30 protein-coding genes and 1 tRNA gene are annotated in these 25,686 nt (G+C 59.3%); 12 read left to right on the top strand and 19 right to left on the bottom strand.

Going from position 1 to position 25,686, the window contains the following annotated elements; genetic code table 11:
- Window positions 1-215: hypothetical protein (locus ACK509_RS14510; RefSeq protein ID WP_410767242.1), on the top strand; the 215-nt coding region annotated here is incomplete at its 5' end.
- An 86-nt stretch (window positions 216-301) separates the two neighbouring features.
- Complete coding sequence (locus ACK509_RS14505) at window positions 302-1,492, top strand: hypothetical protein (protein WP_410767241.1); 1,191 nt, start codon at window positions 302-304, stop codon at window positions 1,490-1,492.
- Between the two features lie 80 nt (window positions 1,493-1,572).
- Here the strand turns inward: ACK509_RS14505 and ACK509_RS14500 are convergent, their stop codons facing one another.
- Both ACK509_RS14500 and ACK509_RS14495 read right to left on the bottom strand, forming a co-directional pair.
- Entirely contained in the window at window positions 1,573-1,983 is a 411-nt protein-coding gene (locus ACK509_RS14500; RefSeq protein ID WP_410767240.1) for a hypothetical protein, read from the bottom strand.
- Window positions 1,980-2,318, bottom strand: a complete 339-nt coding sequence (locus tag ACK509_RS14495; RefSeq protein WP_410767239.1) for a hypothetical protein — start codon at window positions 2,316-2,318, stop codon at window positions 1,980-1,982. The genes ACK509_RS14500 and ACK509_RS14495 overlap by 4 nt, the downstream gene beginning before the upstream one ends.
- A gap of 180 nt (window positions 2,319-2,498) precedes the next feature.
- On the opposite strand from ACK509_RS14495, the gene ACK509_RS14490 reads away from it, so the two are divergent.
- Window positions 2,499-3,689: a redox-regulated ATPase YchF gene (locus tag ACK509_RS14490; protein ID WP_410767238.1), complete on the top strand. Its 1,191-nt coding sequence runs from the start codon at window positions 2,499-2,501 to the stop codon at window positions 3,687-3,689.
- Window positions 3,690-3,742: 53 nt separating this feature from the next.
- Window positions 3,743-4,096 (top strand): hypothetical protein, encoded by a 354-nt coding sequence (locus ACK509_RS14485; RefSeq protein ID WP_410767237.1) that lies wholly within the window; start codon window positions 3,743-3,745, stop codon window positions 4,094-4,096.
- A 68-nt stretch (window positions 4,097-4,164) separates the two neighbouring features.
- Here ACK509_RS14485 and ACK509_RS14480 read toward each other — a convergent pair whose 3' ends face one another.
- The 4 genes from ACK509_RS14480 to ACK509_RS14465 form a co-directional block, all read right to left on the bottom strand.
- Window positions 4,165-4,770, bottom strand: coding sequence for a GNAT family N-acetyltransferase (locus ACK509_RS14480; RefSeq protein ID WP_410767236.1), 606 nt, complete (start codon window positions 4,768-4,770; stop codon window positions 4,165-4,167).
- A gap of 63 nt (window positions 4,771-4,833) precedes the next feature.
- Entirely contained in the window at window positions 4,834-6,156 is a 1,323-nt protein-coding gene (locus tag ACK509_RS14475) for a 5'-deoxyadenosine deaminase (RefSeq protein WP_410767235.1), read from the bottom strand.
- 262 nt (window positions 6,157-6,418) lie between these two features.
- A tRNA-Glu gene (locus ACK509_RS14470) sits at window positions 6,419-6,493 on the bottom strand.
- A gap of 84 nt (window positions 6,494-6,577) precedes the next feature.
- Window positions 6,578-7,735: an amidohydrolase family protein gene (locus tag ACK509_RS14465; RefSeq protein WP_410767234.1), complete on the bottom strand. Its 1,158-nt coding sequence runs from the start codon at window positions 7,733-7,735 to the stop codon at window positions 6,578-6,580.
- Between the two features lie 117 nt (window positions 7,736-7,852).
- On the opposite strand from ACK509_RS14465, the gene ACK509_RS14460 reads away from it, so the two are divergent.
- Complete coding sequence (locus ACK509_RS14460) at window positions 7,853-8,590, top strand: SDR family oxidoreductase (RefSeq protein WP_410767233.1); 738 nt, start codon at window positions 7,853-7,855, stop codon at window positions 8,588-8,590.
- Window positions 8,591-8,601: 11 nt separating this feature from the next.
- Here ACK509_RS14460 and ACK509_RS14455 read toward each other — a convergent pair whose 3' ends face one another.
- The 3 genes from ACK509_RS14455 to ACK509_RS14445 form a co-directional block, all read right to left on the bottom strand.
- A complete protein-coding gene (locus tag ACK509_RS14455; RefSeq protein ID WP_410767232.1) occupies window positions 8,602-9,396 on the bottom strand; it encodes an MOSC domain-containing protein in 795 nt (264 codons plus the stop codon).
- Complete coding sequence (locus tag ACK509_RS14450; protein ID WP_410767231.1) at window positions 9,397-10,113, bottom strand: archaeal proteasome endopeptidase complex subunit alpha; 717 nt, start codon at window positions 10,111-10,113, stop codon at window positions 9,397-9,399.
- Between the two features lie 114 nt (window positions 10,114-10,227).
- Complete coding sequence (locus ACK509_RS14445) at window positions 10,228-10,410, bottom strand: HVO_2922 family protein (protein ID WP_410767230.1); 183 nt, start codon at window positions 10,408-10,410, stop codon at window positions 10,228-10,230.
- 316 nt (window positions 10,411-10,726) lie between these two features.
- Here ACK509_RS14445 and sufB point away from each other — a divergent pair, with 316 nt between their 5' ends.
- Window positions 10,727-12,160: a Fe-S cluster assembly protein SufB gene (gene sufB / locus ACK509_RS14440; protein ID WP_410767229.1), complete on the top strand. Its 1,434-nt coding sequence runs from the start codon at window positions 10,727-10,729 to the stop codon at window positions 12,158-12,160.
- A gap of 662 nt (window positions 12,161-12,822) precedes the next feature.
- On the opposite strand, the gene ACK509_RS14435 is transcribed toward sufB, so the two are convergent.
- From ACK509_RS14435 to thyA, 4 genes are all read right to left on the bottom strand, one after another.
- Window positions 12,823-12,993: a hypothetical protein gene (locus ACK509_RS14435; RefSeq protein WP_410767228.1), complete on the bottom strand. Its 171-nt coding sequence runs from the start codon at window positions 12,991-12,993 to the stop codon at window positions 12,823-12,825.
- Between the two features lie 141 nt (window positions 12,994-13,134).
- Window positions 13,135-13,329, bottom strand: a complete 195-nt coding sequence (locus ACK509_RS14430; RefSeq protein ID WP_410767227.1) for a DUF4177 domain-containing protein — start codon at window positions 13,327-13,329, stop codon at window positions 13,135-13,137.
- Window positions 13,326-13,844, bottom strand: a complete 519-nt coding sequence (locus ACK509_RS14425) for a dihydrofolate reductase (protein WP_410767226.1) — start codon at window positions 13,842-13,844, stop codon at window positions 13,326-13,328. Before ACK509_RS14425 ends, ACK509_RS14430 begins: the two co-directional genes overlap by 4 nt.
- A complete protein-coding gene (gene thyA, locus ACK509_RS14420; protein ID WP_410767225.1) occupies window positions 13,841-14,845 on the bottom strand; it encodes a thymidylate synthase in 1,005 nt (334 codons plus the stop codon). Before thyA ends, ACK509_RS14425 begins: the two co-directional genes overlap by 4 nt.
- Before the next feature lie 97 nt (window positions 14,846-14,942).
- Between thyA and ACK509_RS14415 the strand changes: the two genes are divergently transcribed.
- Complete coding sequence (locus ACK509_RS14415) at window positions 14,943-15,524, top strand: MBL fold metallo-hydrolase (protein ID WP_410767224.1); 582 nt, start codon at window positions 14,943-14,945, stop codon at window positions 15,522-15,524.
- 3 nt (window positions 15,525-15,527) lie between these two features.
- Here the strand turns inward: ACK509_RS14415 and ACK509_RS14410 are convergent, their stop codons facing one another.
- Window positions 15,528-15,833, bottom strand: a complete 306-nt coding sequence (locus ACK509_RS14410) for a DUF5827 family protein (protein WP_410767223.1) — start codon at window positions 15,831-15,833, stop codon at window positions 15,528-15,530.
- A gap of 281 nt (window positions 15,834-16,114) precedes the next feature.
- Here ACK509_RS14410 and ACK509_RS14405 point away from each other — a divergent pair, with 281 nt between their 5' ends.
- Together ACK509_RS14405 and ACK509_RS14400 are read left to right on the top strand one after the other, a co-directional pair.
- Window positions 16,115-17,524, top strand: a complete 1,410-nt coding sequence (locus tag ACK509_RS14405; RefSeq protein WP_410767222.1) for a response regulator — start codon at window positions 16,115-16,117, stop codon at window positions 17,522-17,524.
- Between the two features lie 203 nt (window positions 17,525-17,727).
- Window positions 17,728-18,156 (top strand): hypothetical protein, encoded by a 429-nt coding sequence (locus ACK509_RS14400; protein ID WP_410767221.1) that lies wholly within the window; start codon window positions 17,728-17,730, stop codon window positions 18,154-18,156.
- 59 nt (window positions 18,157-18,215) lie between these two features.
- On the opposite strand, the gene sod is transcribed toward ACK509_RS14400, so the two are convergent.
- The 3 genes from sod to ACK509_RS14385 all read right to left on the bottom strand — a co-directional run bounded on the left by sod (window position 18,216) and on the right by ACK509_RS14385 (window position 21,068).
- Window positions 18,216-18,815 (bottom strand): superoxide dismutase, encoded by a 600-nt coding sequence (gene sod, locus ACK509_RS14395; RefSeq protein WP_410767220.1) that lies wholly within the window; start codon window positions 18,813-18,815, stop codon window positions 18,216-18,218.
- Window positions 18,816-18,950: 135 nt separating this feature from the next.
- Window positions 18,951-19,556 carry a DJ-1/PfpI family protein gene (locus ACK509_RS14390; protein ID WP_410767219.1) on the bottom strand — a complete coding sequence of 202 codons (606 nt, stop codon included), beginning with the start codon at window positions 19,554-19,556 and terminating at the stop codon, window positions 18,951-18,953.
- A gap of 78 nt (window positions 19,557-19,634) precedes the next feature.
- Window positions 19,635-21,068, bottom strand: a complete 1,434-nt coding sequence (locus tag ACK509_RS14385; protein ID WP_410767218.1) for a cryptochrome/photolyase family protein — start codon at window positions 21,066-21,068, stop codon at window positions 19,635-19,637.
- 274 nt (window positions 21,069-21,342) lie between these two features.
- On the opposite strand from ACK509_RS14385, the gene ACK509_RS14380 reads away from it, so the two are divergent.
- Window positions 21,343-22,188, top strand: coding sequence for a hypothetical protein (locus tag ACK509_RS14380; RefSeq protein ID WP_410767217.1), 846 nt, complete (start codon window positions 21,343-21,345; stop codon window positions 22,186-22,188).
- A gap of 19 nt (window positions 22,189-22,207) precedes the next feature.
- On the opposite strand, the gene ACK509_RS14375 is transcribed toward ACK509_RS14380, so the two are convergent.
- Entirely contained in the window at window positions 22,208-22,882 is a 675-nt protein-coding gene (locus ACK509_RS14375; protein ID WP_410767216.1) for a 6-hydroxymethylpterin diphosphokinase MptE-like protein, read from the bottom strand.
- A gap of 213 nt (window positions 22,883-23,095) precedes the next feature.
- The gene (locus ACK509_RS14370; RefSeq protein ID WP_410767215.1) at window positions 23,096-24,238 is read right to left on the bottom strand and encodes a dihydropteroate synthase; all 1,143 of its coding nucleotides are present in this window, start codon (window positions 24,236-24,238) and stop codon (window positions 23,096-23,098) included.
- Between the two features lie 125 nt (window positions 24,239-24,363).
- On the opposite strand from ACK509_RS14370, the gene ACK509_RS14365 reads away from it, so the two are divergent.
- Complete coding sequence (locus tag ACK509_RS14365) at window positions 24,364-24,942, top strand: hypothetical protein (protein ID WP_410767214.1); 579 nt, start codon at window positions 24,364-24,366, stop codon at window positions 24,940-24,942.
- A complete protein-coding gene (locus ACK509_RS14360; protein ID WP_410767213.1) occupies window positions 24,939-25,685 on the top strand; it encodes an RNA methyltransferase in 747 nt (248 codons plus the stop codon). The genes ACK509_RS14365 and ACK509_RS14360 overlap by 4 nt, the downstream gene beginning before the upstream one ends.
- Window position 25,686 lies beyond the last annotated feature (1 nt).

Genomic DNA, 25,686 nt, shown 5'->3' with positions numbered 1-25,686 from the left:
TAGGCGTTGCCTGCTGGGCTTTCTTCATTTATACAGTGAGCCGCAGGCTTGGCATCGAGCGTGCGAGTCTGCCAAGCAATACACTCGAAGAGTCGGTTTCCAAACAATTTTCGACGACTCGTGTGAGCATGAGCGTGCTGTGGACCACATCAATACCACTGTGTGAGTTCCATCTATCGAAAATGGTCGAAATCGACAGACGAAAGCCCGATTGAAGATACGTTGAATAACGTGAAATTCAGCGAAAACCGGGGTCACGGTAACCCCCTTTTAGGCACTTAGGGTGACAAGCGATGGTTGCATGCGCGGCAGCAAACACATCACGGCAGTCATGGTCGTCGCACTGTTGGCCGCGGCGATGGTCCCCGCGACCGTCGGCGCAGCGGCCGCCGACCAAACACTCTCGCTCGACGTTACCCAGAGTAACGAGACGGGAGCGGCGACAGTGACTGTAACCCAGAACGATTCGGCCGTCGAGAACGCGACGGTCGTCGTCGAATCGAACGCGAACTACAGCGGTAACGGCACGTACCAGACGGATGCAAACGGGACGATTGAACTCCCCAACCCGTCTGAGCGCGTGAACGTTACTATCAACGCAACCGCGGACAACGCGACGGCGAGCGAATCAGTTGAACTCGTTCCCCTCGACAAGTCCCTGCGCGTCGCCGTCGAACACGACGACGCCAACGACTCGGTGACTGCGACGGTCCGCCAGTACGGCGAAGCAGTCGAGAACGCGACGGTGGAAGTCACTGGTGACAACTACGAGAACGGCACCTACCAGACCGATGCAGACGGCAAGGTCTCCGTCTCGGAACCAGAGACCACGACGAACCTCACCTTCCTCGCCACCAGCGGCAACCAGAGTGTTGACCGCACCGTCGAAATCACGGCTGACGACTTCGGTGTCTCCGTGTCGCAGGCGAACGATGCGAGCGTCACCGTCAGCGTGACCGACGACGACGAAGCCGTCGAGAACGCCACGGTCGTCGTCTCGGGCAACTACACTGACGCAGGCGAGTACACCACCGACGCGAACGGGACGGTCGAACTCGCGGCACCCCTCCAGAACACCACGGTCAACGTGACCGCGACCTACGACAACGAAACGGCCGAGACGACCGCAACCCTCTCGGGTGAGGTCAAAGACGACAGTCCATTCGGCCACCTCGTGAGCCGATTCGTCGAGCGCCTCAAGACGATGGACTACGACGGCCCGATGGGACAGGCAGTCTCGGACTTCGTGACCGAGAACAACCCCGGAAAGGCTGACGAAAAACGCCCTGACCACGCCGGTCCGAAAGACGACAAAGCAGACAAGCACGAAGACAAAGACCAGGGCCCACCGGAACACGCGAAAGACAAGGCCGACAAGAAGAACGACGACAAGAAGGACGACGACGAGGACGCAGAGAAAGACAGTGAATCGGACGACGAAGACGAGGAATCCGACGACAACGGCAAGCCGGACCACGCAAAAGGCAAGTAACGCCTTCGTTGCGTCGGACCACCGCAAACAGTAGCCACGTGCCCTCCGTCCCACTACGGGGCAACTGTCACATCCGTGGCTTACTCTTCTCGGACGATTTCTTTTAGCGCCACATCACAGCGTGCGCTGAGTCGCGACGGCTCGATATCGAATCGGTCGATAGCAAGCCGAGCACCGCGACAGACGAGTTCGTCGTCGCCGTGAGTGGCTGACCCGGACGGATACCACGCCGAGTCGTCGGTTGCACGGATAGCAGACTGAAGCGAATCACTGACGTGTCGATGTGCAATGAACGTCGAAATGAACGCGAGCGACGCCGAGAGCGTGACGTTGCCGTCGAACGAACTCGATTCGGCCGATTCGCGTGCGATTTCGAGCGCCCCGGCGAGCGCGAGCGACGCACGAACCTGCCCGTCGCTGGTGAGTGCCCGCGAGAGTGCGGCATCTTGCATGGTCCGAACCGCGGTTGCGGTATCCAAAGTATCGGTCACGCGTCGTCGAAGGCGGGAACCCGAAGGGTGTGGTCCACGACTGTTCCATCGGGGTGGAGCGTGACGCGCCCGAGAAACACAGTCTCTCCAGTGGGGGCGTTCGTCGCAATCGACCGAAGAACCTGTTCTTGGTCGAGTTGGTCCCACGTGACGCGTTCGACGAGCTGTTGAAATGCTTCGGGGTCGGTCCACCCCGAGTCGATGTCGGAGGGGACGTTGACGACGAATCGCAACTCCGTTTCGGTGACGTGGATGCCGACACCGAAGGTGTCACCCACGGGGTTCTCACCGGGAGATGGTTCGTCCTCGGCCTCGGAATCCGCTGAATCGGTCATACGCGAGTGTCGGAGAGATAGCGACAAAGATGCACCGGAGACGCACATCGCCTGAATGCACATCGTCTGCGTCGTGAACAACCCGACCTCATACCGCTGTGACTGCGCATGGCAATTTCACGCACACGCGGACCAACGTCGAATCGTTATTGGTATTCGAGACACCAGTCGCACCAACGAATGAGTTACAAGATTGGTCTCGTCGGAAAGCCATCCGTCGGGAAATCCAGTTTCTTCAATGCGGCGACGATGAACGACGTACCGGAAGGTGCCTATCCGTTCACGACTATCGACCCATCCATCGGTGAAGCCTACGTCCGCGTCGAGTGCGCGGCCCCCGAGTTCGACGAGTCGTGTACGCCTTCAGTTGGCTACTGCAACGACGGCATGCGCTTCGTCCCAGTAAAACTCGTCGACGTGGCAGGTCTTATTCCCGGCGCACACGAGGGGAAAGGCCTCGGTAACCAGTTCTTGACCGACCTCAACGAGGCGGACGTGCTGGTCCACGTCGTGGACTTCTCGGGCGAGACCGACATCGAAGGCGAAGCGACAGAGGGTCACGACCCCCGCAAGGACATCGACTTCCTCGAGAACGAACTCGACATGTGGTATCTGGGCATCCTCGAGAAAGGCATCGAGCGCTACCGCTCGGGCTACCACGGCGAAGAGAAAGACATCGAAGTCGACCTCGCAGAGCAGATGTCCGCGTTCAAGACGAACAAAGACGAAATCAAGCAAATCATCCTCTCGCTCGACTTGGGCCTCGACCCCAACGAGTGGGAAGACGAGGACAGAGAAGCCCTCGCCCGCGAGATTCGCAAGCGCACGAAGCCAATCATCATCGCGGCGAACAAGATGGACAAACCAGTCTCCCAGGAGAACTACGAGGAAATCACGGAGGACCCCGAGTACGAACACCTCACGTTCATCCCCGCGAGCGCGCACGCGGAGAAGGCACTCAAGAACGCACAGGAAGGCGGTGTCCTCGACTACCGCCCCGGCGACGACGACTTCGAAATCGTCGGCGACGTGAGCGACGAACAGGAAGCAGGTCTCGAACAAATTCGTGAGTTCATCGGCGAGTACGGCGGTACGGGCGTCCAGCAAGTCCTCGAGGCGGCACTCTTCGACGTGATGGGTGCAATCGCTATCTTCCCCGGCAGCGCAAACGGCAAGTCCGACTCGCAGGGCGTCTTCCGCGACTGCTTTATCCTCCCCGAGGACTCCACGACAGAGGACTTCGCCTACCACCTGCACTCCGACATCGGCGACGGCCTCCTCCACGGTATCGACTGCCACTCGAAGCGCCAAATCGGCGCAGACCACGAACTCAGCCACCGCGACGTCGTCGAAATCATCTCAACGAACTGAATTTCGTGAACGCCAACCGCAACACCGTTATACCCAGCGACAAACCCCCGCGTATGGGTGAGGGTCAGACGAAAACCGAACCACTGTCGCTTGACGTCGAGATTGGTGGTCTCGGCGGCGAGGTAACACTCGCGGATCTCTTTCCGCCGACGTGGATGCAAGCACACTGTAACGCAAGTTCGATTGGCGAGTTCATCGCCAACAGTGACTTCGAAATTGACGACCAGGAGTCGTTCGAGTCGATACCGGACCACGAGTGGGACCGGCACGTCTCGGCATCCTCGGAGTTCGAAAGCTGGGAAGCGATGCTCTCGTCGGGTGTCGAACAGTACGCCCTCAAAAATCTCGCCCCGAACAACGCCGACAGTGAAGACCACGCCGAAGAGTCGGCCGAAGTTCGCGCGTAATCGACACGCTCCGTTCTGACCCTCTAACACCGACGTGTCGCTGCTGTGTTGCTGACGCGTCTCCTCACTTACTCTCCGTCCGACGACTCCATCGCTGAGCGCCCCGCTTCGAGGGCGTCGTCCCACCAGCCGAACGTCTGTGCCTCCGCGACCGAAAGCGGTTCTTCGGGGTCGTCAGGTCGTGCCCGAAGGTCGAATGCCCACCATTCGACGTCGTGCCACGCGTCGTGTTTGTAGCCAACGGCGTCGAATTTCCCCACGCGTTCGAATCCCATCGACTCGTGGAACGCGATGCTCGCCGGGTTTGGTGTCGTAATCACGGCGTAGGCGACGACGTAGCCCTGTTCTTCGAGTAACTCACACAGCGCCGTGTAGAGTCCGCGAGCAATCCCGTGGCGCTGGTGGTCCGGATGGACGTAGACGGATGTTTCGACGGCCCACTGGTACGCCGCTCGTTTTCGAACCGGTCCGGCGTAGGCGTAGCCTGCTACCTCGCCGCCGCGCTCGCAGACGAGCCAGGGGTGGTTCGTCTTCTTCTCGAACTTCTCTCGCAAGTCGTCCAGACTGGGTGGGTCGTAGGCGAACGTAATCGCGGTGTCTTCGACGAAGGGTGCGTAGATATCGCGAATCGCGGCGAGGTCGGACTCCGTCGCGGTACGGAGGTGGACAGTCATACTGGTACTGCGGATAGCAACCCTCAAAATGTCGGCGGTGGCGGCCGGTTTAGACTCGAAAGGTCAGTTGGCGAAATCCTCGATAGCGACACTGCCGATATCGGCGGCGTACTCGCGGGCCTCGTGTCGAATCCGGTCGGCGTCGGCGCGGACGTGTTCGCCCTCGTCGTAGAGGACTTCTCCATTTATCATCGTGAACTCGACATCGTCGCCGTGGGCCGAGAACACGAGGTGCGAGAGTACGTCGTGGAGGGGAGTTGCTCGCGTAAGGTCGGTGGTCAAGCCCACGATATCGGCTTTCCAGCCCTCTGCAAGCTTCCCGACGCGGTCGAATCCAGCGGCCTGTGCCCCGCTCTCTGTCGCCATCTCGAAGACGACGCCTGCGGGTGTACTCGTCGGGTCGAGCGCGGCGACTTTTTGCAGGAGACTCGCCTGTCGCATCTCGGTGAAGGGGTCGAGCGTGTTGTTGCACGGTGGGCCGTCGTTCCCGAGTGCGACGTTGATTCCCCGGTCGAGATAGTCCGCAATCGGTGCGATACCCGAAGCGAGTTTCATGTTCGACGATGGGCAGTAGGTGACGTGTGTTCCCGTCTCGGCGAGAATCTCGCGTTCGGACTCGTCGGTGTGGACGCAGTGTGCGAGTACCACGTCGTCACCGGTGATGCCGACTTCGTCTAACCAGTGGATGTTGCGCATGCCCGTCTCTTCTTCGACAGTCGCAATCTCGGCACGGTTCTCGCTCGCGTGGGTGTGGATACGAACGCCGTCGTACTTGTCCGTCAACTCACGTGCCCCACGAAGGCATTCCTCAGAACAGGTGACGGCAAAGCGTGGCGTGACGGCGTACTGAATTCGCCCGTCGAACGAGTCGTGATACTTCTGAATCAGGTGTTCGGTCTCTGCCAGTGCCTCGTCGGTGTCTTCTTCCAAGTCGACGGGGGCGTTGGTGTCCATCAGCACCTTCCCGATGCGACCCCGGATTCCCATTCTCCCGGCCGCCTCGAAGGCTTCGTCGGCGTGCCGAACCGACAGGTGGTCGATGACCGTCGTCGTGCCCGACTCGATGAGTTCGAGATATCCCAACTCGGCGGCGATGCGCATTCCATCTGCGTCGAGACCCGCCTCCATCGGCAGGACGTGGTCGAATAGCCAGTCAAGAAGTTCGGTGTCGTCGGCGAGTCCCCGCCCGAGCGACTGGACGGAGTGAATGTGCCCGCCGACGAGTCCCGGTGCGACGATGTCGAACTCGCGTCGCTCGTGTCCTGCGTACTGTTCGGCGAGGGCGGATTCCTTACCGACGGCGACGATACGGTCCCCTTCGACGACGACAGCCCCCGCTTCGATGATGGTCGTTGCGTCCGCGACGACCGTTCCGACGAGTAACATCCCCATCCGGCTAATCGGTGGGGAGACAAATAGTTGCGGTTCCCGAATGTGTGGCGTTGCACTCTGTCAGAGAGTTCGAAAAGTGCTCTGTCAGGAATTCGAACCACGGTCGCTCACTGACTCACGGCTTCGCCGTTCGTCTTATTGCGACACTTCGTGTCGCACTCGCTCCCTGATTCGAATCCCTTTGAGTCGCACACACAGACTCACAGAACCGACCGACACGCAGAGCGGTCGCTCGGTGTGTAGTTCGTCAGAGAAGTGCTCCGTCAGGGATTCGAACCCTGGTCCTCACCGTGAGAGGGTGAGATGATTGGCCGGACTACACCAACAGAGCACGTTGGTACAGTAATTCGTATCGCCCGACGTTGTATAAGGATATCGCTTCTGAGCAACCGTGCGATGGCCTGACGTGATGCGATTAGACGACCTGTGACCCCTCACGGAAGACCGTCGAAACGGTCCGCCACGCACTCGCATCTTCGCTCGGGTCGGCGTCGAGGACGACGAGGTCTGCGACGTAGCCTTCGCTCACCTTTCCAACGTCGTCCAGTCCGAGGAGTTCGGCGGCGGTGACCGTCGCGGCTTTGAGTGTTTCCTCCGGTGAGAGACCGTACTCGACCATCAACTCCATCTCGCGGAGGGCGTTTTGTCCGTGCTTGTTGAACGGCGTCCCCGCGTCGGTGCCCATCGCAATTTTCACACCGGCATCGAGGGCGTGTTCCCACGCTTTTTCGAACGCCGCTGCTGCTTCTTCTGCCTTTGCGACGGCCTCTTCGGGGATTCCCGCGTCGATGCCGTTCTCGACGATTTCGAGTACTGCGGAGGCGGTCGGCACCCAGTAGGTTCCATTCTCCACGAGGATTTTGGCCGTCTCTTGATCCATGAACATCCCGTGTTCGATACTGGTGATACCGGCCCGCGAGGCGTTTTGGATGCCTGCTTTGCCGTGGGCGTGTGCGGCGGTCGGGATGCCTTTCGCGCTCGCCGCTTCGACGAGGGCGCGCATCTCTTCTTCGGAGAGTTCCGGTGCGCCGGTGACTGCGCCTTCGGTGAGGACGCCGCCCGTCGCCATGCACTTTACCACGTCTGCACCGCGCTTGAGTTGCTCACGGGCGGCTTTGCGAACCTCGTCGGGACCGTCTGCCTCACGACCCCAGTAGTGGCCGTGGCCGCCGGTCATCGTGATGTTCTCCCCGCAGGCGAGGACGCGTGGGCCGTCGAGTTCACCGGCGGCCACAGTGGCCTTCGCAGTCGTTCCGAGGTCTCTCGGTGCGCCGAGGTCGCGGACAGTCGTGACGCCCGCTTCGAGCGTCTTCTGGAAGTTCGCCGCGGCGCGGAAGCACCCGCGTTCGTGGGTCTCTTGCATGTAGCCAGCCACGTTGGGCCGACTGTCCATCATGAGGTGGACGTGCGAGTCGATGAGACCCGGTGCGATGACGTTCCCCGAGACGTCTCGCGTCTCGCCTTCGACCTCGTCGCCGACCGAGACGATTCTCCCCGATTCCTCGTCGATGACGACGTTTGCTTCGCGGGTTCCATCGACATCGACAACCTGTGCGCCGGTGAGCGTGAACATGTGACTTCCCACCCAGTCCGGTGATGTAAATCCGCGGATGTCGGCGATGCACGGCGATTCTGTCAAATTTCTGCCGCGGGGAAACCCTTGATTGGGCTGGCCTGCACACCGACACGTATGCGCAAGAACCTCGAAGACGCCGTCGCACTCGTCACCGGTGCGAGTTCGGGCATCGGTGAAGAAACCGCCCGTTCGCTCGCCGACGTCGGTGCCGACATCGCACTGCTCGCCCGCCGCGAAGACCGCCTCGAACACCTCGCAGACGAACTCGAAGCCGACTTCGGCGTCGAGACGCTCGTCCTCCCGGCCGACGTACGCGACGAAGCCGCAGTCGAATCCGCCATCGACCAGACGGTCGAAACCTTCGGCCGACTCGATGTCGTCGTCAACAACGCCGGGCTCGCACGCGGGTCTGACGTGGAGTCGATGACGACCGACGAGTATCGGCAGATGATGGATACCAACGTCGATGGCGTGTTCTACGTCTCTCGGGCGGCGCTCCCACATCTCCGCGAGACGACGGGCAACCTCATCTTCGTCGGAAGCTTCGCCGGACAGTATCCTCGTCCGTTCAACCCCGTCTATGCCGCTTCGAAGTGGTGGGTTCGCGGCTTTGCCCACAGCCTCGAAGGCCAAGTCGGCGACGCCGGAGTCGGCATCACCGTCGTCAACCCGACCGAAGTCCGAACCGAGTTCGGCTCAGAAGACGGCGAGTCGTTCGAAGTCAGATTCGAAGCGGGCGAAGTCACCGAACCAGAAGAGATTGCGAATGCGATTCGATTCGCGGCGCTCCAAGACGGTTCGACCGTGAGCGAACTCGACTTGTATCGCCGCGACAAGTTCGCTGGGTGGTAAAAACAGCGGGCTTAGACAGCCCGAATATCGCTGACAGAGACCTCGTCGCCAACGGAGAGCGTCTCGCCCCACGACAATCGTGGCACCTTCGTATTGACCATCAACCGGAAGTAGTGGTCGAACCAGTCGCCGCCGGACCACGGTGGCATCGTCTCGGCGCGTTTCTGCATGAACGTCTCTTTGAACTCCGGCGTTGATTCGCCCGTTTCGGGGTCTCGTGTGGGGACGATACACCGCTGGCAAGGGTTGACGCCGATGAACGACGCCGACCCCAGCGACCAGTCCACACGAGTGTCTCGTGAGTCGAACAGGGTGTCTTCCCAAAACGGTTCGGGCGCGTCGAGTTCGAGGTTTGGCCGGAGTCGCCGACGCATCTCGTCCACACTGATACCGTCGTACCACGAGGCGACGGCTTCGAGCGTTTGGGTGGAGATAACTGTCGGTCCGCTCGCGACGGTGTCGTCGGGAAACCCACCTGCTTCGTCGCGCCGGAGTGCGACCGAATAGCCGAAGTAGGCTTCCAGCCAGTCGTCCGCACCAGCGACAGGGCCGTCGTAGTCCTCCACTTCGGGGGCCGACAGACGAATCGTCTCGTCGTCGAGCGCGACACTGCTTCGGATTTGGTGCGTCGCGCGCTCTCGTTTTCCGTTGACGTAGTTTCCGTCTTCGTCGAAGATAGCGTACTCGCGGTCACCGCTGAGACCGCCATTTTCGACGATTTCAGCCTGCTCGAGGTACACGGGGTCGAGCGACTTGACCGGATACACCGCGATGCGGGAGAGCGTCACCGCATCTGTCGATGGCATTTACTCCTCGGCAGCGTCGCCGAACGCTTCGGCGACCGTCTCGCCTTCGACCGAGTGGTACCCATCTTCCGAGATGGTTGCGACGCTAATCTCTTCCGAGGTTAGTTCTTCGTCAGACGAGCGAAGTGCCCGCACGGCAATTGAGATACCGTCACCGAGCGACAGGTCGTCGGTGTACTCCTCTTCGAGGAGACCTTGAATGTCCTCGCGGTGGCCGCCGATGGCGACTGCCTTCCACTCTTGCGGCGTCCCCGAGGGGTCGGTCGCGAAGAGTTGGCCGCGTCCGTTTTCGTAGCCTGCGATGAGCAGTGAAGCACCGTACGGACGAGTGCCACCGTACTGGGTACTCTCTTGGATGTCGTCGGTGATAGCCTTCGTGAGGGCTTCGACGCCCATCGGTTCGCCGTATCGCAGGCGTTCGCGCTGGGCTGTCTGTCGGGCGAAATCGACGAGTTTGCGCGCATCAGCGACGTGTCCGGCGCTAGCGGCACCGAGGTGGACGTCGAGTTTGTGGAGTTTCTCGATGCTCGTCGGTTCCATGAGCGACGAGGCGGTCGAGCGTCGGACTGCGAGGACGACGCCGTCGCCCGTGCGGACGCCGACGACGGGTGCGCCGCGCTTGACCGCTTCGCGGGCGTACTCGACTTGATAGATTCGGCCGTCCGGCGAGAACAGCGAGGTTCCGCGGTCGTAGGCTTGCTTGTCGTTTCGGTTCATCGTTCCTCCATTGAGCCAAGGTTCGTCATTATCACCCTGTGCGTTCCGAAGGCGGAAAAACCCTCCACCCCCGGCAGTGCCGTGGGGTTCACAGACGGCGTGGGGAATAGTGAATTACAAATCGACGATACGGGCATCCGATGCGTTGGTCTTCACGCTCTGTATCCCCTGTTTTGCCTTCTGTTTCGATGCGTACCCCTCGCCCGAGTCGGCGAGGATGTTACCGTTGTCGTGGACGAGTCGCCAGCGATACTGCGATGCTGCATCGAGGTACACCTCGAATCGGGCTTTGCTCATACGTGAACTATGGATGTCAGCGAGGAAAACAGTGTGCGAAAGCGAACGACTGGAGGCTGGGAAGATGGAGGCCGGTGGTGAACAGGATGCGGTGGCCCAAAAGCGGGGAGGGAGATAGTCACGAGGACCAGGGTGGATGGAACACAAACAATGGCGGCTTCTGCCGCAGTCACACCAACGACGGCAACCTACCTGAGTATACGCGAGATAACCGCCTTCGAAGAGTCGTTGTACACCGACTACCGGCCGAAGTAGACAGTCTCGCGTGCTGAACTCCGTAGGCATGCTGATATCCGCTCGGCACCCCTAGAACATCATGAGTACACGAGAGGAACAGTATTTCAAAGACACTGACGTACAGAACCGCTTCGACTTCAAGAAGGAACAGCGGGCGGCCTTCATCGCAGAAAAAGGGCTAAACGAGGAGACGGTACGCGTCATCTCGGCGGACAAAGACGAACCCGAGTGGATGCTGGAGCGCCGTCTGCGCGCGCTCCGAATGTTCCAGAAGATGCCGATGCCGACCGGCTGGCCGGGCCAACCCGACCTCTCGGAAGTCGATGTGAACGCCATCGTCCCCTACATCCGGCCCGACGTGGACGTTCGCGGCGGCGTCAAAGACTGGATGGATCTCCCCGAAGACATCCGTGACACGTTCGACAAACTCGGGATTCCGGAAGCAGAGCGCAACGCCCTCTCGGGTGTTGGTGCCCAGTACGAATCCGAAATCGTCTACCAGAATATGCAGGAAGAGTGGGAGAGACAGGGGGTCGTCTTCTGCGACATGGACAAAGCCGTCCGCGACCACCCCGAGTTAGTAGAGGAGTACTTCATGACGAAGTGCGTCCCACCGAGCGATAACAAGTTCGCCGCACTCCACGGCGCAATCTGGTCCGGTGGGTCGTTCGTCTACGTTCCCGAGGGCATAACCGTCGAGATGCCGATTCAGGCGTACTTCCGCATGAACTCCGCCGGAATGGGCCAGTTCGAACACACGCTCATCGTCGCCGAAGAGGGGTCGGAAGTCCACTACATCGAGGGCTGTTCGGCACCCAAGTACTCGGTCTTTAACCTCCACTCTGGGTGCGTCGAAGTCTTCGTCAAAGAGGACGCACACGTGCAGTATTCGACGGTCCAAAACTGGTCGAAGAACACCTACAACCTGAACACGAAGCGCGCTATCGTCGATGCAGGTGGCCGCATGGAGTGGATTTCCGGGTCGATGGGGTCGAAGACGACGATGCTCTACCCCGCGACCATCCTGAACGGCCGCGGTGCCTCGGACAACCACATCACCATCGCGTTCGCCAGCGAGGGTCAAAACATCGACACCGGCGCAAAAGTCTACCACAACGCACCGCACACGAAATCGACTATCGTCTCGAAATCAATCTCTCGCGGTGGTGGCCGCACCAACTACCGTGGCCTCGTCCGCATCGCGCACGGCGCGAAAGGGTCGTCGTGTGCCGTCGAGTGCGATGCGCTGATGTTCGACAACGAGTCGCTCTCGGATACGATGCCGCACATCGAGATTCACGAGAGCGAAGTCGATGTCGCTCACGAGGCGACCGTCGGGAAAATCGGCGACGACGACATCTTCTATCTCCAGTCGCGCGGCCTCTCTGACGACGAAGCCAAGCAACTGATTGTCTCTGGGTTCATCGAACCGATTACCAAAGAACTCCCCATCGAGTACGCCGTCGAACTCAATCGCCTGGTCGAATTAGAGATGGAAGGTAGTCTCGGCTGAATCGTCTGTTTTCTCTGTTTCAGCTCTTCTAGAGTGTGCGAACGAAGGTATGATAACGCGAATCGGGTCCCATTGGGCAGCCTGCTCGGCAAAATGAATAGATACTGTCTCCTATCTGATGGTTTTTAATTAACGGGGCATACTGTCTCAACTGCAATGGGAATCTCGAAGAGAAGGGTCTTACAACTCTCGTCAGGTGTCCTCATCGGTTTGTCGGGGTGTCTTAGTTTTCAGACTGAGCAAGGTACAACTCCAGAGAGACAGAATACGTCGAGCGAGATGGACCTGGAGGTACTAGTTAGTAACGAGACAAGTGAATATTTTCAGGGAGATCTAGTCGTTCTTGATCAGCACATGAGCGAAGTGCTGGGTAGTGATGGAAACGGTTGGAACGCTCAGGAATCAGATAGTTATGAAGAACATCTCGATCGAACTCGGAGTGACAGTCTTACTCTCAAGGTCTATTTACAACAAAACTCCGCGACAGAACGATTTCGAGCTGAACTTGGGCCAGATACTGGGTCCGGCTCGGTGAGAATTCTCGTGAGTATCACTGATGGTCCAGAAGTTGGTTTTTCACTGGAATGAAAATCAAGTAGAGAGTGTGGCCAGCAGAAATCAAACTTGACCGAGAGGGCGGATTTGAGTGGTGAATGGGTGGCTCACTCCCGTTCGCCTACGAATCCTGCAACCACCCCAATCGCGCCGACGACTAGTCCTAGATTGACCACCAACTGAAAACTGTTTCCGGGCTCGACGAGCCAGTAGAATCCCCCGAATGCGACTAGCACCAACGCGAACAACTCGACGAGAATCGCCTGTTGGACGTTCATTGTTGGTGAAATGAGTGGTTCCTGTCTAACGGTTCCGAAATTGTCACTGCTCTTTCTTATGTGGTGGCTGGCTCACACCCGCTATTCAGCACGGCTCCCCAAACCAATCGCCGAGTAAGAACCGAAACGAGATTTTGCGTTCTATTCGACCGGTCGCTTGAACACGAGCGCCGTCTGCCCGCTTCCTGCACCTGCACCGCGCGAGTCCGAGATGGCATCGACGAGTTCCCAGCCCTCACTTCCGAGTGAGTCCATCACGTCTTCCATCGGTGCAGTATCACCGCTAAACAGGCCGCCATCCGAGGTTCGGATGATTTTGTACTCCCAGTTGGTCATCGGCTTTCACCGCCATCGCGGCGCTCGTAGGTGACGAACGCGAATCCGTCGCGCTCGTCGCGTTCGACCTCTGTCCACTCGTCGGCGTCCCAGTCAGGGAATCGCGTATCTCCCTCGAACGACTCGTCGAGTTGGGTGAGAACCATCGCGTCGGCACGGTCGAAGAACTGCTCGTAGACGGTCTGCCCGCCGACGACGTATGCCGAATCGACACCCATCTCGTCGGCCGCGGCTTCGGCGGCGTCGATTGCTTCCTCGACTGAGCCGACGACTTCAGCACCCTCGGGGAGGTCGATATCGCGGGTCGTGAGGACGATGTTGTGTCGTCCCGGAAGCGGGCCGTCGATTTGGGCGGCGATGCTCTCGTAGGTCGTTCGGCCCATGACGACGGGATGGCCCATCGTCGTCTGCTTGAAGTGTGCGAGGTCTTCGGGGAGGTGCCACGGCATGTCGCCGTCGCGACCGATGACACCGTTCGCAGCGACCGCGGCGATGAGCGTGAACGAGACGCTCATTCGGCCACCGAGAAGCGAATCCCGTCGGCGGGGTCGTAGTCACGGAGGGCGAAGTCGTCGAAGGTGAGGTCCGAGAGGGGGACATCAGCAATGTCGAGCGTCGGGCGTTCACGGGGTTCGCGGGAGGCTTGCAGGAGCAGACCGGGAACGTGGTCGTAGTCCTCTTTGCCCTCGGCTTCGGCGGGCGCTTCTTCGAGTAACCAGTCGCGCACGTCGAGGTAGCCTTCGGGGTCGGTCACGTCTGCGATACGAGATTGAAGTTCGTCGAGGTTGTCGCCGTACCACTCGCCGCGCTCGCCGGTGCCGCAGTAGACGTGTGCGTCCACGATAGTGTGGCCAAACGACCCGAGTTCGAATCCGGTCTGTTGGGCGACGACCTGCGCGAGAATGGAGTAGGCGGCGATGTTGAAGGGAATCCCGAGCGCGATGTCACCGGAGCGCTGGGTGAGGTGGACGTTGAGTGTGTCCCCTTGGACGTTGAAGACGAAGGTGTAGTGACACGGTGGCAGGGTCGAGACGGCGGCGTTGGCGGGGTGCCACGCGTTGATGACCATGCGACGAGAGTTAGGATTCTCTTCCAGCGTATCGAGGACGTACTGGAGTTGGTCGAAGGTACCTTCGTCGTTCATCCAGCGCTGGTCTGCGTCGGGCCACGCCTCACCTGGCAGTTGAGCATCGTCGTCGGGGACGGGGAATCGCCGCCAAAAGCGTCCGTAGGCGGTGTCGAGGTTACCATCGTCGTCGGCCCACGCGTCCCAAATCTTCGTCTCCTCACGGAGCGTTCGAATGTGTTCTTCGCCCGAGAGATACCACCGCAGTTCGTGAATCAGCGAGTTCCAGCGAAAACCCGAGAGGTCTTTCGTCGTCAAGAGTGGGAACCCCTCGGCGAGGTCGATTTGGTAGTGTTTCGAAAAGCCCGAGATGGTGTCCACGCCGGTTCGATTCGGCTTGTACTTCCCGGTACCGATAACGTCCGTCACGAGGTCGAGATATTGGCGCATATGGGTCCCCCTGTGTTATCTGTTGGTCCTCGTTAGGGCTACAAAGTCTGTTCGGATGGGGCACAACAGGAAAGACCCCACTCACCCTATCCACGGTATGATTCGAAATCTCGCGCAGGGCGTCAGCGCCTTCACGAGTAACGTGTTTCTCGTCGAAGGCGAGACCACCGCGCTCGTCGATACCGGCGCGAACTTCGACGTCGTTTCGGCCGTCCGAGAACACACTGACCACCTCGACGCGATTTACGTGACCCACACCCACCCGGACCACATCGACAACGTGGATGCCGTGCGCGAGGCGTTCGACGTACAGACGTGGGGATACGACCCCGGCCACCTCGCCGTGGACAACCGCGTGGACGACGAAGAGCGCGTCCAAATCGGCGATGCGGTCTTTCAGGCGCTCCACACACCGGGCCACAAGAACGACCATCTGTGTTTCTACGCCAAGCAGACGGGCGTCTGCTTCGGCGGCGACCTCGTGTTTGCAAACGGTGGCTACGGTCGCACCGACCTCGCCGAGGGCGACCGAGACCTGATAATCGAGAGTCTCGATAGACTCCGCACTATCGTTGGCGACGACCTCTCAGAACTCCACGTCGGCCACGGCCCGAGTGTGTTCACCCGTCCGCAGGACGATATCGAACTCGCATGTCGGGCGGCGCGAATGACGGCCTAAGTCCTACTCCTCGTCGGATTCGTCGTCCGTTTCGTCCTCGATAACGTCGGGGTGGAGACCGAAGTACCCCGGTTCGTCACCTCGGGGGTCGTTGATGACGAACTGTTCTTCGTTGGCGACAATCCACGGAATCGTCCACTCGATGAGGTGGTCTTCGGTATCTTCGGCGAGGTCTGTCGTCGGGTCGAGTCCCTGCAACATGCGTGCAATCTCGGAGACCGTGTACATGTAGTCGGGGTGGAGGATGTCGGCGGGTTCGTACAGTAGATAACCGTACAAGGTCTCGAACTCGTCTTTTGACTTCGGCATACCTGCACTATTTCTCCGAGGGTCAAAACACCGACGACCTCACACTGATTGCTACGCTCTGGGTATTCGACGCTCTCAAAATCAGTATTCCTGCTCACAGTTACGTACTGTGACGATTTTTCGAGTTCGTGCGGAATACAGGATACGAGTTGGCAACAAGACGAATTTGACTGTGTTCATGGTTGGTAGATGTGTCAAATAAAACACCTGACACATGCTTGTAAATTCTTGGTAAGTATTATGTATGTAGGAAACTGCTTCACGGTAGGTGACGGATTTCTATGGCTACTCTCAATCAATCTGAAAATTCGGGAATAAATCGAAATTCCTCTACACAAGTCCTCTATGTCGATGACGACTCTCAATTGACTACTCTGGTGGCAACATATCTTGAACGGCTTGACGACGACCTCTCGGTCCTCACGGAATCGAACACTGCTGACGGACTAGACCGTCTCGACGCCGACCAAATCGATTGTATCGTCAGCGATTATCAAATGCCAGGGGCGGACGGGTTGGAATTTCTGGAAGCTGTGAGAAACAAATATCCAAACCTCCCATTTCTCCTCTATACTGGCCAGGGTAGTGAGGACGTTGCTACCAAAGCAATCACTGCAGGCGTCTCCGCGTATGTCCAGAAAGGGGGCACCGAGACCTACGAACTCTTGGCTAACCAAATTTCCAATCTCGTCGGCAAGCGCCGGGCGGAACTTCGGGCAACAGTCGCCCGAGACCAACTGCTCGAAATGTTCGAGCAAGTTGATGGGTTCTTCACCCTCGACAGGGACTGGGACATCACGTATTGGAATCAGGAAATGGCAGAACGAACCGGAATTTCCTCCGACGCCATCATCGGTCAACGTTTCTGGGAGGCGTTCCCTGATGCAGACGGTACAGAACTTGGAGAACAGTACAAGAAAGCCTTTGCCACCGGTGAGTCAGTCAAGTTCAAAACGTACTACGAACCTCACGACTACTGGGTAAAGGTCCGTGTCTTCCCCATGACAGACGGGTTGTTTGTCCACTCGCGTGTGATCACGTCCGAAGTAGAGCATAAGCAGGAACTCCAATGGCGGAACGAACGACTGGAAACGTTCGCGAGTACCCTCTCCCACGACCTGAAAACGCCGTTGAACGTTGCAGAAGGGAATCTGGAGTTAGCAGTACAAACTGGTGACGAGACGTACCTCGAAGAGGTAGCACGAGCACACAATCGGATGGAAAACCTCCTCGAGGAACTCCTGGGGCTGGCCCGTGGGGAGAACCTCACAGCAGAACTACTCTCGTTGGAGGAAGTCGCCTCCAACGCTTGGGCCACCGTTAGCACTGGAGGGATGGACCTGACCATCGAATCCAGTGATACCGTGGTAGCGAACGAAGTCCAGTTACGTCGAGTGTTCGAGAACCTCTTTGGGAACGCAGGCAAACATGGAGATGCAGAGACTGTCCGCGTTGGTATTCTCGATACTGGGTCTGGCTTCTATATCGAAGACGACGGGTCCGGAGTTCTGGAGTCCGAACGCGAGAAGGTTTTCCACTCGGGCTATTCGACAATTGACGGAAGTCCCGGATACGGGCTCTCGATTGTTGCCCAGATTTGCGATGCCCACGGATGGGGAGTTACGATAACCGAAAGTGAGGCTGACGGTGCCAAATTTGAGATAACCGGTGTGGACTTCCTCTTGAAATAGTGCTGTGCGCGTCTGTGACTGAGGCAGACCGCTCTACCGACTGTTGCACAGTTGTATACTGGAATGAACAAGACCTGGCTACTGCACCCTCTATATTCAGCACATCACTCCACTCGATTCCTGCAGATTTCAACAGAATCCACGAGTCGTGTATCGACGTTCCACGACAACACTTATCAGGGGTTGTGAGAGACTGGCGAAAGATGAGCGACGCTTCCGCGCGAGTTGTCGACGTATTCCGAGAATTTGGTGGAGAGTCCCTCCGCGACGTGTGGGTATTCGACCAACGGGCGAACGACAGTCTCTACGTGAGAGACGACGTTTCGACGGCACTCGACTCGGTCGATGTCTCGCGTTTCATCGACAACGAACGATACGGGTACGTCACGAGACACACCTACGAAGCGCTGTACTACGCGGATTACAGTTACACCGTCCGCGGGTTCGACTCGTTCGTGCAGTTCCGAACGTTCGTCGGCCCACACCCTGTCGGCATCCTCGCCGGATTCGACCGTATCGGCGAAGGCCGCGACTTCGCACAACTCGATGAAGCTGTCCAACGACTCGGCGACGAACTCGACCTCTCACGACTTCTCCCCACCGTCGTCGACGGTGCATCTGACGGCCACTAAGTCGCTGTGGCTGTCGCTGTCGGGTGTTGCGCTCGAAAGAAATTTGTCGGGATGAGGGATTACTCGAACAGTTCGACAGCCTGCTCGTAGCGAGCAGACGGCTCTTCCCAATCGACGACCTCGAAGAAGTTCGAGATGAAGTCGCCACGGGCCGGGCCGTAGTCGTGGTAGTACGAGTGTTCCCAGACGTCGAGTGCAAGGATGGGGTGGGAGCCCCAGAGTGCGCCCTGGTCGTGCTTGTCGACGACGACGTTACGAAGCTGGTTCGAGAACGAGTCGTAAACGAGCAGTGCCCAGCCACCTGCTGCGCCTGCTGCGGCTTCGAATTCGCCCTTCCAGGCGTCGTAGGAGCCGAAGTCCTCAGCGATGCGGTCTGCGAGCGCACCTTCTGGCTCGTCGCCGCCTTCGGGCGACATGTTCTGCCAGAAGAGGTCGTGCAGGATGTGACCCGAGCCGTTGTGGGTCACGTTGCGAAGCGCACCGGCGGACGAACCGAACTCGCCCGCTTCACGGTTTGCTTCCAGCGTCTCGTCTGCGGCGTTCCATCCGTTGACGTAGCCCTGATGGTGGGTGTCGTGATGCCACGTCAGCACCTGCTCCGAGATGTGTGGTTCGAGAGCGTCGTAGTCGTACGGAAGTGGGTCGAGTTCGTAGCTCATAATGTATTCCTCCACCCAAGAAGTGGGTTGGAATCCTGTTAAAAGTTGAGGAAACGTATGGTAACACTAGACACAGGCAGGGCGGTCCAGACTGCTGATTTCTCCGGTTTACTGATTGGTCGTGCAGCCGTATTGTCAGCCACCGTAGGGTACGGTTCGGCGCTCGTATTCAATCTCCGTCGCAATTTGTTCGGCGACATATGCACCGAACTCGCGTTCGACGATGTGAAGCGATAAATCCAGCCCCGAGGTGACGCCACCGGCAGTCAGTACGTCGCCGTCGTCCACGACGCGGGCTTCGACGATTTCGGCGTCCGTCTCGCGGAGGTCAGAGAGCGCGCTGTTGTGGGTGATAGCAGGTCTGCCAGCGAGTATCCCAGCACGAGAGAGGAGCATCCCGCCGGTACAGACACCCGCGACAGTGGCCCCCTCGTCGTGAAGGGTCGCAATCGCCGCCGGAATGTCTCCCTTTTCGGCCTCGGCCCACGCACTCTTTTCGGCACGGTTGTTCCACCCACCACCGGGAATCACGAGCAGGTCTGGGCGGTCTGTTTCCGGGTCTAACACGCCATCGACACCGACGCGGAGGCCATGGCTCGCGGTGACGAACTCGCGTTGGTCGAGTGTGACGATGCGGGCTTCGCAGTCGTTCCCGAACGCACCGGCGTTTTGAAACACCTCGAACGGGGCAATCGCGTCGAGTTCGTCGAAGCCGTCGAAGACGAGAATGGCGACATCCATGTGTCGAGAGTCGCATCGGAGTGTGATAGAAATTGGCGTGGCGGTGAACGGCTCGGTCGGTCGAATCGAAACGACGACTCAGTCGTCGCCGCGAGCGTTCTCGAACATCTCCAGTGCCATCTCGCGGCGCTCAGAGTGGTCCACGATGGGGGCGGGGTAGTCTGGGGCGAGTCGTTCGCGCTCCATCTCGCTCAACTCGTGCCACTCGTGGATGGTGTTCGAGGTGACCGCCTCCAGTTCGGGGATGTACTGTTTGATGTACTCGCCATCCGGGTCGTAGCGTTCGCCCTGCGTCATCGGATTGAAGATGCGGAAGTAGGGCTGTGCGTCGGTTCCGGTCGATGCGGCCCACTGCCAGCCACCGTTGTCGTTCGCGGTGTCGTGGTCCGAGAGGTACTCGCGGAAGTGGGCGTAGCCCTCACGCCAGTCACACAGGAGGTCTTTGGTGAGAAACGATGCGACAATCATGCGGACGCGGTTGTGCATGTAGCCCTCTTCGCGGAGTTGTCGCATTCCGGCATCGACGATTGGATAGCCCGTCTCGCCTGCTTTCCACGCTTCCAACTCTTCCTCGTTGTCTCGCCACTGAATCCCGTTCTCGTACGATTTGAAATTCTCCGTGACGACATGTGGGTTGAAGTAGAGGACGTGAGTGTAGAACTCGCGCCACGCGAGTTGTGATTGGAACTCTTCGACCGATTCGGCTTCCTCGTCGCTCTCGGCGCGCTCGGCGGCCTCGGCAGTGGCCTCGTAGACCTCTCGAATCCCAATCGTTCCGAACTTGAGGTCGGTCGAGAGGTGTGAGGTGGCATCTCTCGTCGGGTAGTCTCGGTCTTCGGCGTAGCGGAAGATTGCGTCGTCGCAGAACTCGGCGAGTCGCTCGCGTGCCGCGTCGGTTCCGGCGGTGACGATATCCGAAGATGGTTCTTCGAATCCGAGTGAATCGATGGTCGGTAGCCTCCCGACACTCACTCCATCGAGGTGATTAACCGCGGATTCGAGCGTATCGGCATCGACTAACTCTGTCGGTTCAGAATATGTCGCTGGTTTCTCGCGGTTACGCCACTTCTTCCAGAAGTAGGTGTAGACAGAATACGGGTCACCAGCGTTTGTCGTAATCGACCCCGGCTTGTAGAAAATGGCGTCGTGAAGCGTTTCGCGCTCGATACCCGCGTCGTCCAGTGCGAGACGGACAGCAGCGTCGCGTTCTTTTGCCAACCCAGAGTAGTCGATGTTCCAGACGACACGGGCGTCATCGAGCGCCGCTGCGACCGCTGGAATCTGTTCGCGTGGGTCGCCCATCGCCACGAGCAAGTCACTCCCCTGTGCGCGGTACCACGATTTGAGTTCCTCGAGTGCGTCTAACAGATACCGAACTCGTGGTGGACTGGCGTAGGCGAGAACGTCCGTGTCGAACACGAAAATCGGGGCGACAGGCCCGTTAGTCGCCGCTTGAGAGAGACCGTGGTTATCGGAAGCACGAACGTCTCGCCGATGCCAGTGGAGTTGCATACCGCCGCTCAGGACGGGAAAAACGTCAATGTAACGGCGACAGTCAAATGGGGACTCGGCGTAAAGTGTGACCTAATAACGACAGTGTGAAAATTAATCAGTAAGCGACTGTCAGTCCGTACAGAGTTGCAATTTGTGTGAGAATTCTCTCAAACCAAAGAGTCGGTACTAATGTGATGTTATCTCTCGTTTTCCCACCCGAACGTTGGATTACAGTCTGCGTATCTGACGTACCCGGACCATACCTATACCTATAAAAGCCATTTGGTGTACCATGTCACGGCGTGGGGTCTCTCTGAGGTTCAACACATTCGAGCCACTGCTCACGGCATCCGGGGCAGTTCCAATCGCATTCTTGACAATTCTCTGTGGGATACTCGGGTTCATCGTGTGGTCACCCTATGGCGTCGTCCTCGGCGCGCTTCCACCGGCGGTCGTGTTCTTCCTCTCGTACAACGACCAGCAACTCCAGAACTTCCCGCTTCCAGAACTCCCGTCAGCACGCCCTACTGCCCCTCTCTCGCTCGACGACCGTAACGACCTCGTGAGCGCCCTCGCGTCTGCGAACGTCCTCACGATCGACCCATCCGGGAAGATGGCGGTTTCGAACGAGTTCAAAACTGAATGGCGCGGTCGGATGGTCGATATGGATGGCCGGGACAAAGACGCAGCAGCGCTCGCAACCCTCCTCGGCGTCCACCCCGCACGCGTGGAACTCTCGTGGGGAACCGAAAAACTGGTCGCAAAACTCGACGGTGGCTCTGTCGGTCAGTGGTCGTCTCGCGCCGCGTTCGTCGCCGACTTGACCGCCGTTGCGACGTTCCGAAAGCAGTACCCTGCGTGGTGGCGACTCTCGACTGGCGACCGAAATCGCGTCCTCGGCGCACTGAGACTGAGCCTCCAGCGATGCCCCACCTGCGATGGCCGCATCGACGTGGACACGTCGCTCGTCGAAGTCGAACCGGACGACCACAAGTTGGCCCGCCCCAACAAGAGCGAACAACACGTGACGGCAACGTGTCTCGGGTGTGAGTCGCTCCTGTTCGACTCAGTTATCTCGGTGACCGGTCAGGCGTCAGGAACCGACGCAGAAGCAGGCACGGCCCCACAAAGCCAGTAGAATCGACTCCAGACGGTTTTTACAGCGGGTCGAGCGCGCCGCGTCGCCCGTCGAGAATCGAGAACTGTTCGGAGCGACGGCGTTCGAGCCACTCCAGCAATCGCTCGGCCCATGCGAGTTTTTCGGCCTTCATCGAATCGACCGTCGGGTCGTCGAAGTCCCACCCTGCAAAGCGGAGTTCGCCAGCGCCGAGTTGGTCAGCAATAAAAGCCGCTCTGTCGCCGTCGGTAAAGCCGCCCCAGTTGACGACTGGCCCAGTCGGTTCGGCCTGTGTCGTCGCCAGCACATTGTCGAGGTCGCACTTCGGAACCCACTCGCGGAGGGCAGGGATGTTGTCGCCGTGGGCCGCGATGGCGACGGGAACGCCAGCAGTCGTGAGTTCGACGACTGTCTCCGGGTTTTTGTCGAGGTCGGTCACCATCAAATCCACCGAGTAGCCAGCGTCTCGGACCACATCCGCGGCAGACGAGGCGGCCACAATCACGTCAACGTCGTCGAGGATATCGAGGTCAGCAGAAAGTGACGGTCCTGCGCCGCAGATTACGACCGTCTTTCCGGCCCATGCAAGCCGAGACCGGTCGAATGGGCGCGCGAGTCCTGCGAGGATGTCACGGGCGTCTTCGTCGCCCCTGCGTTCGAATCCCAAACTATCGAGAATCTGTCGGTAGACCGGCTCCCACTCCCTAAATCGCATGGCTGTCGCTCTCGAATGTGTAATGGTATGGGCCGGAATGGCACCCGTGTACCCCTACCCGCGTGCCCTTCCGGCGTCCACAGGCCAGTTTTACAGTCGGATGGTATAAGTTTTCTCTTAGTCGAACGGTCTGTGTCTGCCGAACGTCAGACGATTCTGACTGTCTTGTGTTGGCTATTGACATGGGTGCCGAACCTGAGCGTTTCGAGCCATCTACCGGATGTTTTCCAGAATCAGTTCGAGCGCACCATCGAGTGCATTCGACGATTCGTCACCGAGAATCGGGGGGATTCGACCGAGTGCGGCGGGGGTACCAATCAGTAATGCGCCAGTTTCTCCGCCTGCGAGGACGGCACCGGCGTCGCTCGCAGCAGCGGTGAGAACACTTCGGTCCGATTGAGAGAGACCTTCTAGCTCGAAGACACGTGTGACGCTCTCTTGGGTCGCTTCTCGGGATGCCCCGATTCGATTCAGGTGGCGACCAGCGTCGCCAGTCGTCGTCACGTCGAGTTCTTCGACCGAAACGTCACCGGGTTCGCGGATGCGACGGCGCTTGAACTCGTGGCCGATGAGCGCGGCGTCTCGCGTCTCTCGCACGTCGTGGGTGCGGATGATGTGTGCGCCGCGTTCGACTGCCATCGACGTGGCCGCGAGACTAACTGGGAGTGCGTCTTCGGTCGAGCGCCCGGCTACGTCGCGGAGGAAGTTCTTCCGGTTGATAGAGACGAGAATCGGGTAGCCGTAGCCACGGAACTCGCGGAGTCGATGGAAGGTTTCGCGGTCGTCTGCGAGCGTCTTCTCCTCGGACCAACCGCCGAATGCCGGGTCGAGGATGGTCTTGTCGGTGAAACCGTTCAGTTCGAGGGCGTCGTAGATGTCGTCAACATTCTCGATTGCGCCGGGTCGAGTGAGGTCCGGCGGACTGGCCATCTTGGCAACGGCAGCGTCGTACTGCTCGCAGACTCGAGGCATCTCGGGGTCGGCAAAGCCACAGATGTCGTTCACCATGTCGAACCCGCCGGAGAGTGCGGCGTCGGCGACTTCGTGATACCGCGTTTCGATAGAGAAGACGGCGTCGCCAGAGACGTGGTCGATAACCGAGAGCGCGGTTTCGAGGCGCTCCAGTTCGCCTTCGGCAGAGAGTACGTCGAACTTCTTGTTCGCCGATTCGAGGCCGATATCGACGATATCTGCACCTTCTCCGATGAGTTTCTCGTCGACGTAGGCGGCGGCCTCGGCAGGGTCGTTGAACACACTCGGCTTGTAGGGTGACTCGTTCGAGACGTTCAGCACACCCATAATCCGAGGTGGGTGGTCGTCACCGATAGAGAGACCAGCGGCATCGACGGTTCGCATGGCCGGGTGTTGGACTACACGAATATAGGCAGACCGGTCGCGGATAATCGCGTGATAGCCACCACGTGACCCCCGCAACGCCTGGCATCACGTTCTTTTTATTCGTCGCTCGGATACCTCCGACCATGGCGAAGGTCAGTGTTGGACTCCGAGGATGGCGATTCGAGGAATCCGAGATATTCAACGACGAGGGCGAGTTCAAGCCGCTCGATGAGATTCCGGAGGACGCTCGTCAGCGACTCGTTCGACTCATCACGCTCGTCGAAGAACCGTGCGACGCCTGTTATCTCACGTTCGGCGACGACGAGATTCAGCGGTGCAAACAGGCCAAAATCGTCTACGGCGAACCCGGACACGAGGCACTGTTGTGTACCGACCACGAACCGGACTTCCTCTACTGGTTCCGCGAGGCCGATGGCCGCGAACTCGTCGGTGACGACGTATTCGCCGACGCGTTCCACGAGTGGTTCGCGAGCGGCGAGCGCGCACCCGACGGTTACGCTGGCGTCGAACACGTCGAGACTGACCCCGAGAACATGCCGACGCCGCCGGATGCCGCCGAAATCCAGCGCCGCCTCGAAGAGAACTTCGAAGGCGAGCGCATCAACATCCGCGACTACGGCCCGCAAGACGACGACGGAACGCCACTCACCGACGAGGACTTGGAAGACGTCGACCTCGGCACGGACTATCCGACCAAATGAGCGCCGAAGAGTCTGCCCACGAGTTCATCGTCGTCGTGGTCGAACCCGAGACCCCCGGCAACGTCGGGACGATTGCCCGGGCGATGAAGAACTTTGGCATCTACGACCTTCGACTCGTCAACCCGCCCGAGTTAGACCCCGAGGGCGAGGCGTACGGATTCGCTGGACACGCCCGCGAAGACGTGCTTCCCAATGCGACCGAGACGACGCTCGAAGAAGTCGTCGCCGAGTACCACACTATCGGCACGACCGCCGTTTCGCACGAAGACTCGACGAAACACGTTCGCTACCCGTTCAAAACGCCGGTCGAAATCGCCGACTCCTTGGAGTCGGTCGAGACCAAGACGGCGCTCGTCTTCGGTCGCGAAGGGACCGGCCTCGACAACGAGGAGTTGAAGATGCTTGACGAGATTTGCTGTATCCCGGCTGACCACCGCTATCCCGTCCTCAATCTCGGCCAGGCGGCGACGATTCTCATGTACGAACTCCGGCGTTTTACCGTCAGTGAGACGCAACTGCCCGACGTCGAACGCGAACGTGCCTCCGAGGAAGAAATCGACGTCCTCTATCGGTTCTTCGACGACCTCCTCGAAGCGACGGCGTACCGCGAACACAAACGCGCCAAAACGTCGCAGATGATGCACCGACTCATCGGTCGTGCGCACCCGACAGAGCGCGAGGTCGCAACACTGACGGGTGTGTTTCGACGCGCCGCAGAGCGAGCGCGAGACGACCGAGAGTAGC

Origin of the sequence: Haloferax sp. DFSO60 (genome assembly GCF_046557615.1) — an archaeon.
GTDB lineage: Archaea > Halobacteriota > Halobacteria > Halobacteriales > Haloferacaceae > Haloferax.
Note: the sequence above shows the minus strand (reverse complement) of the source record. Positions and strands in the feature narration are given on the sequence as shown.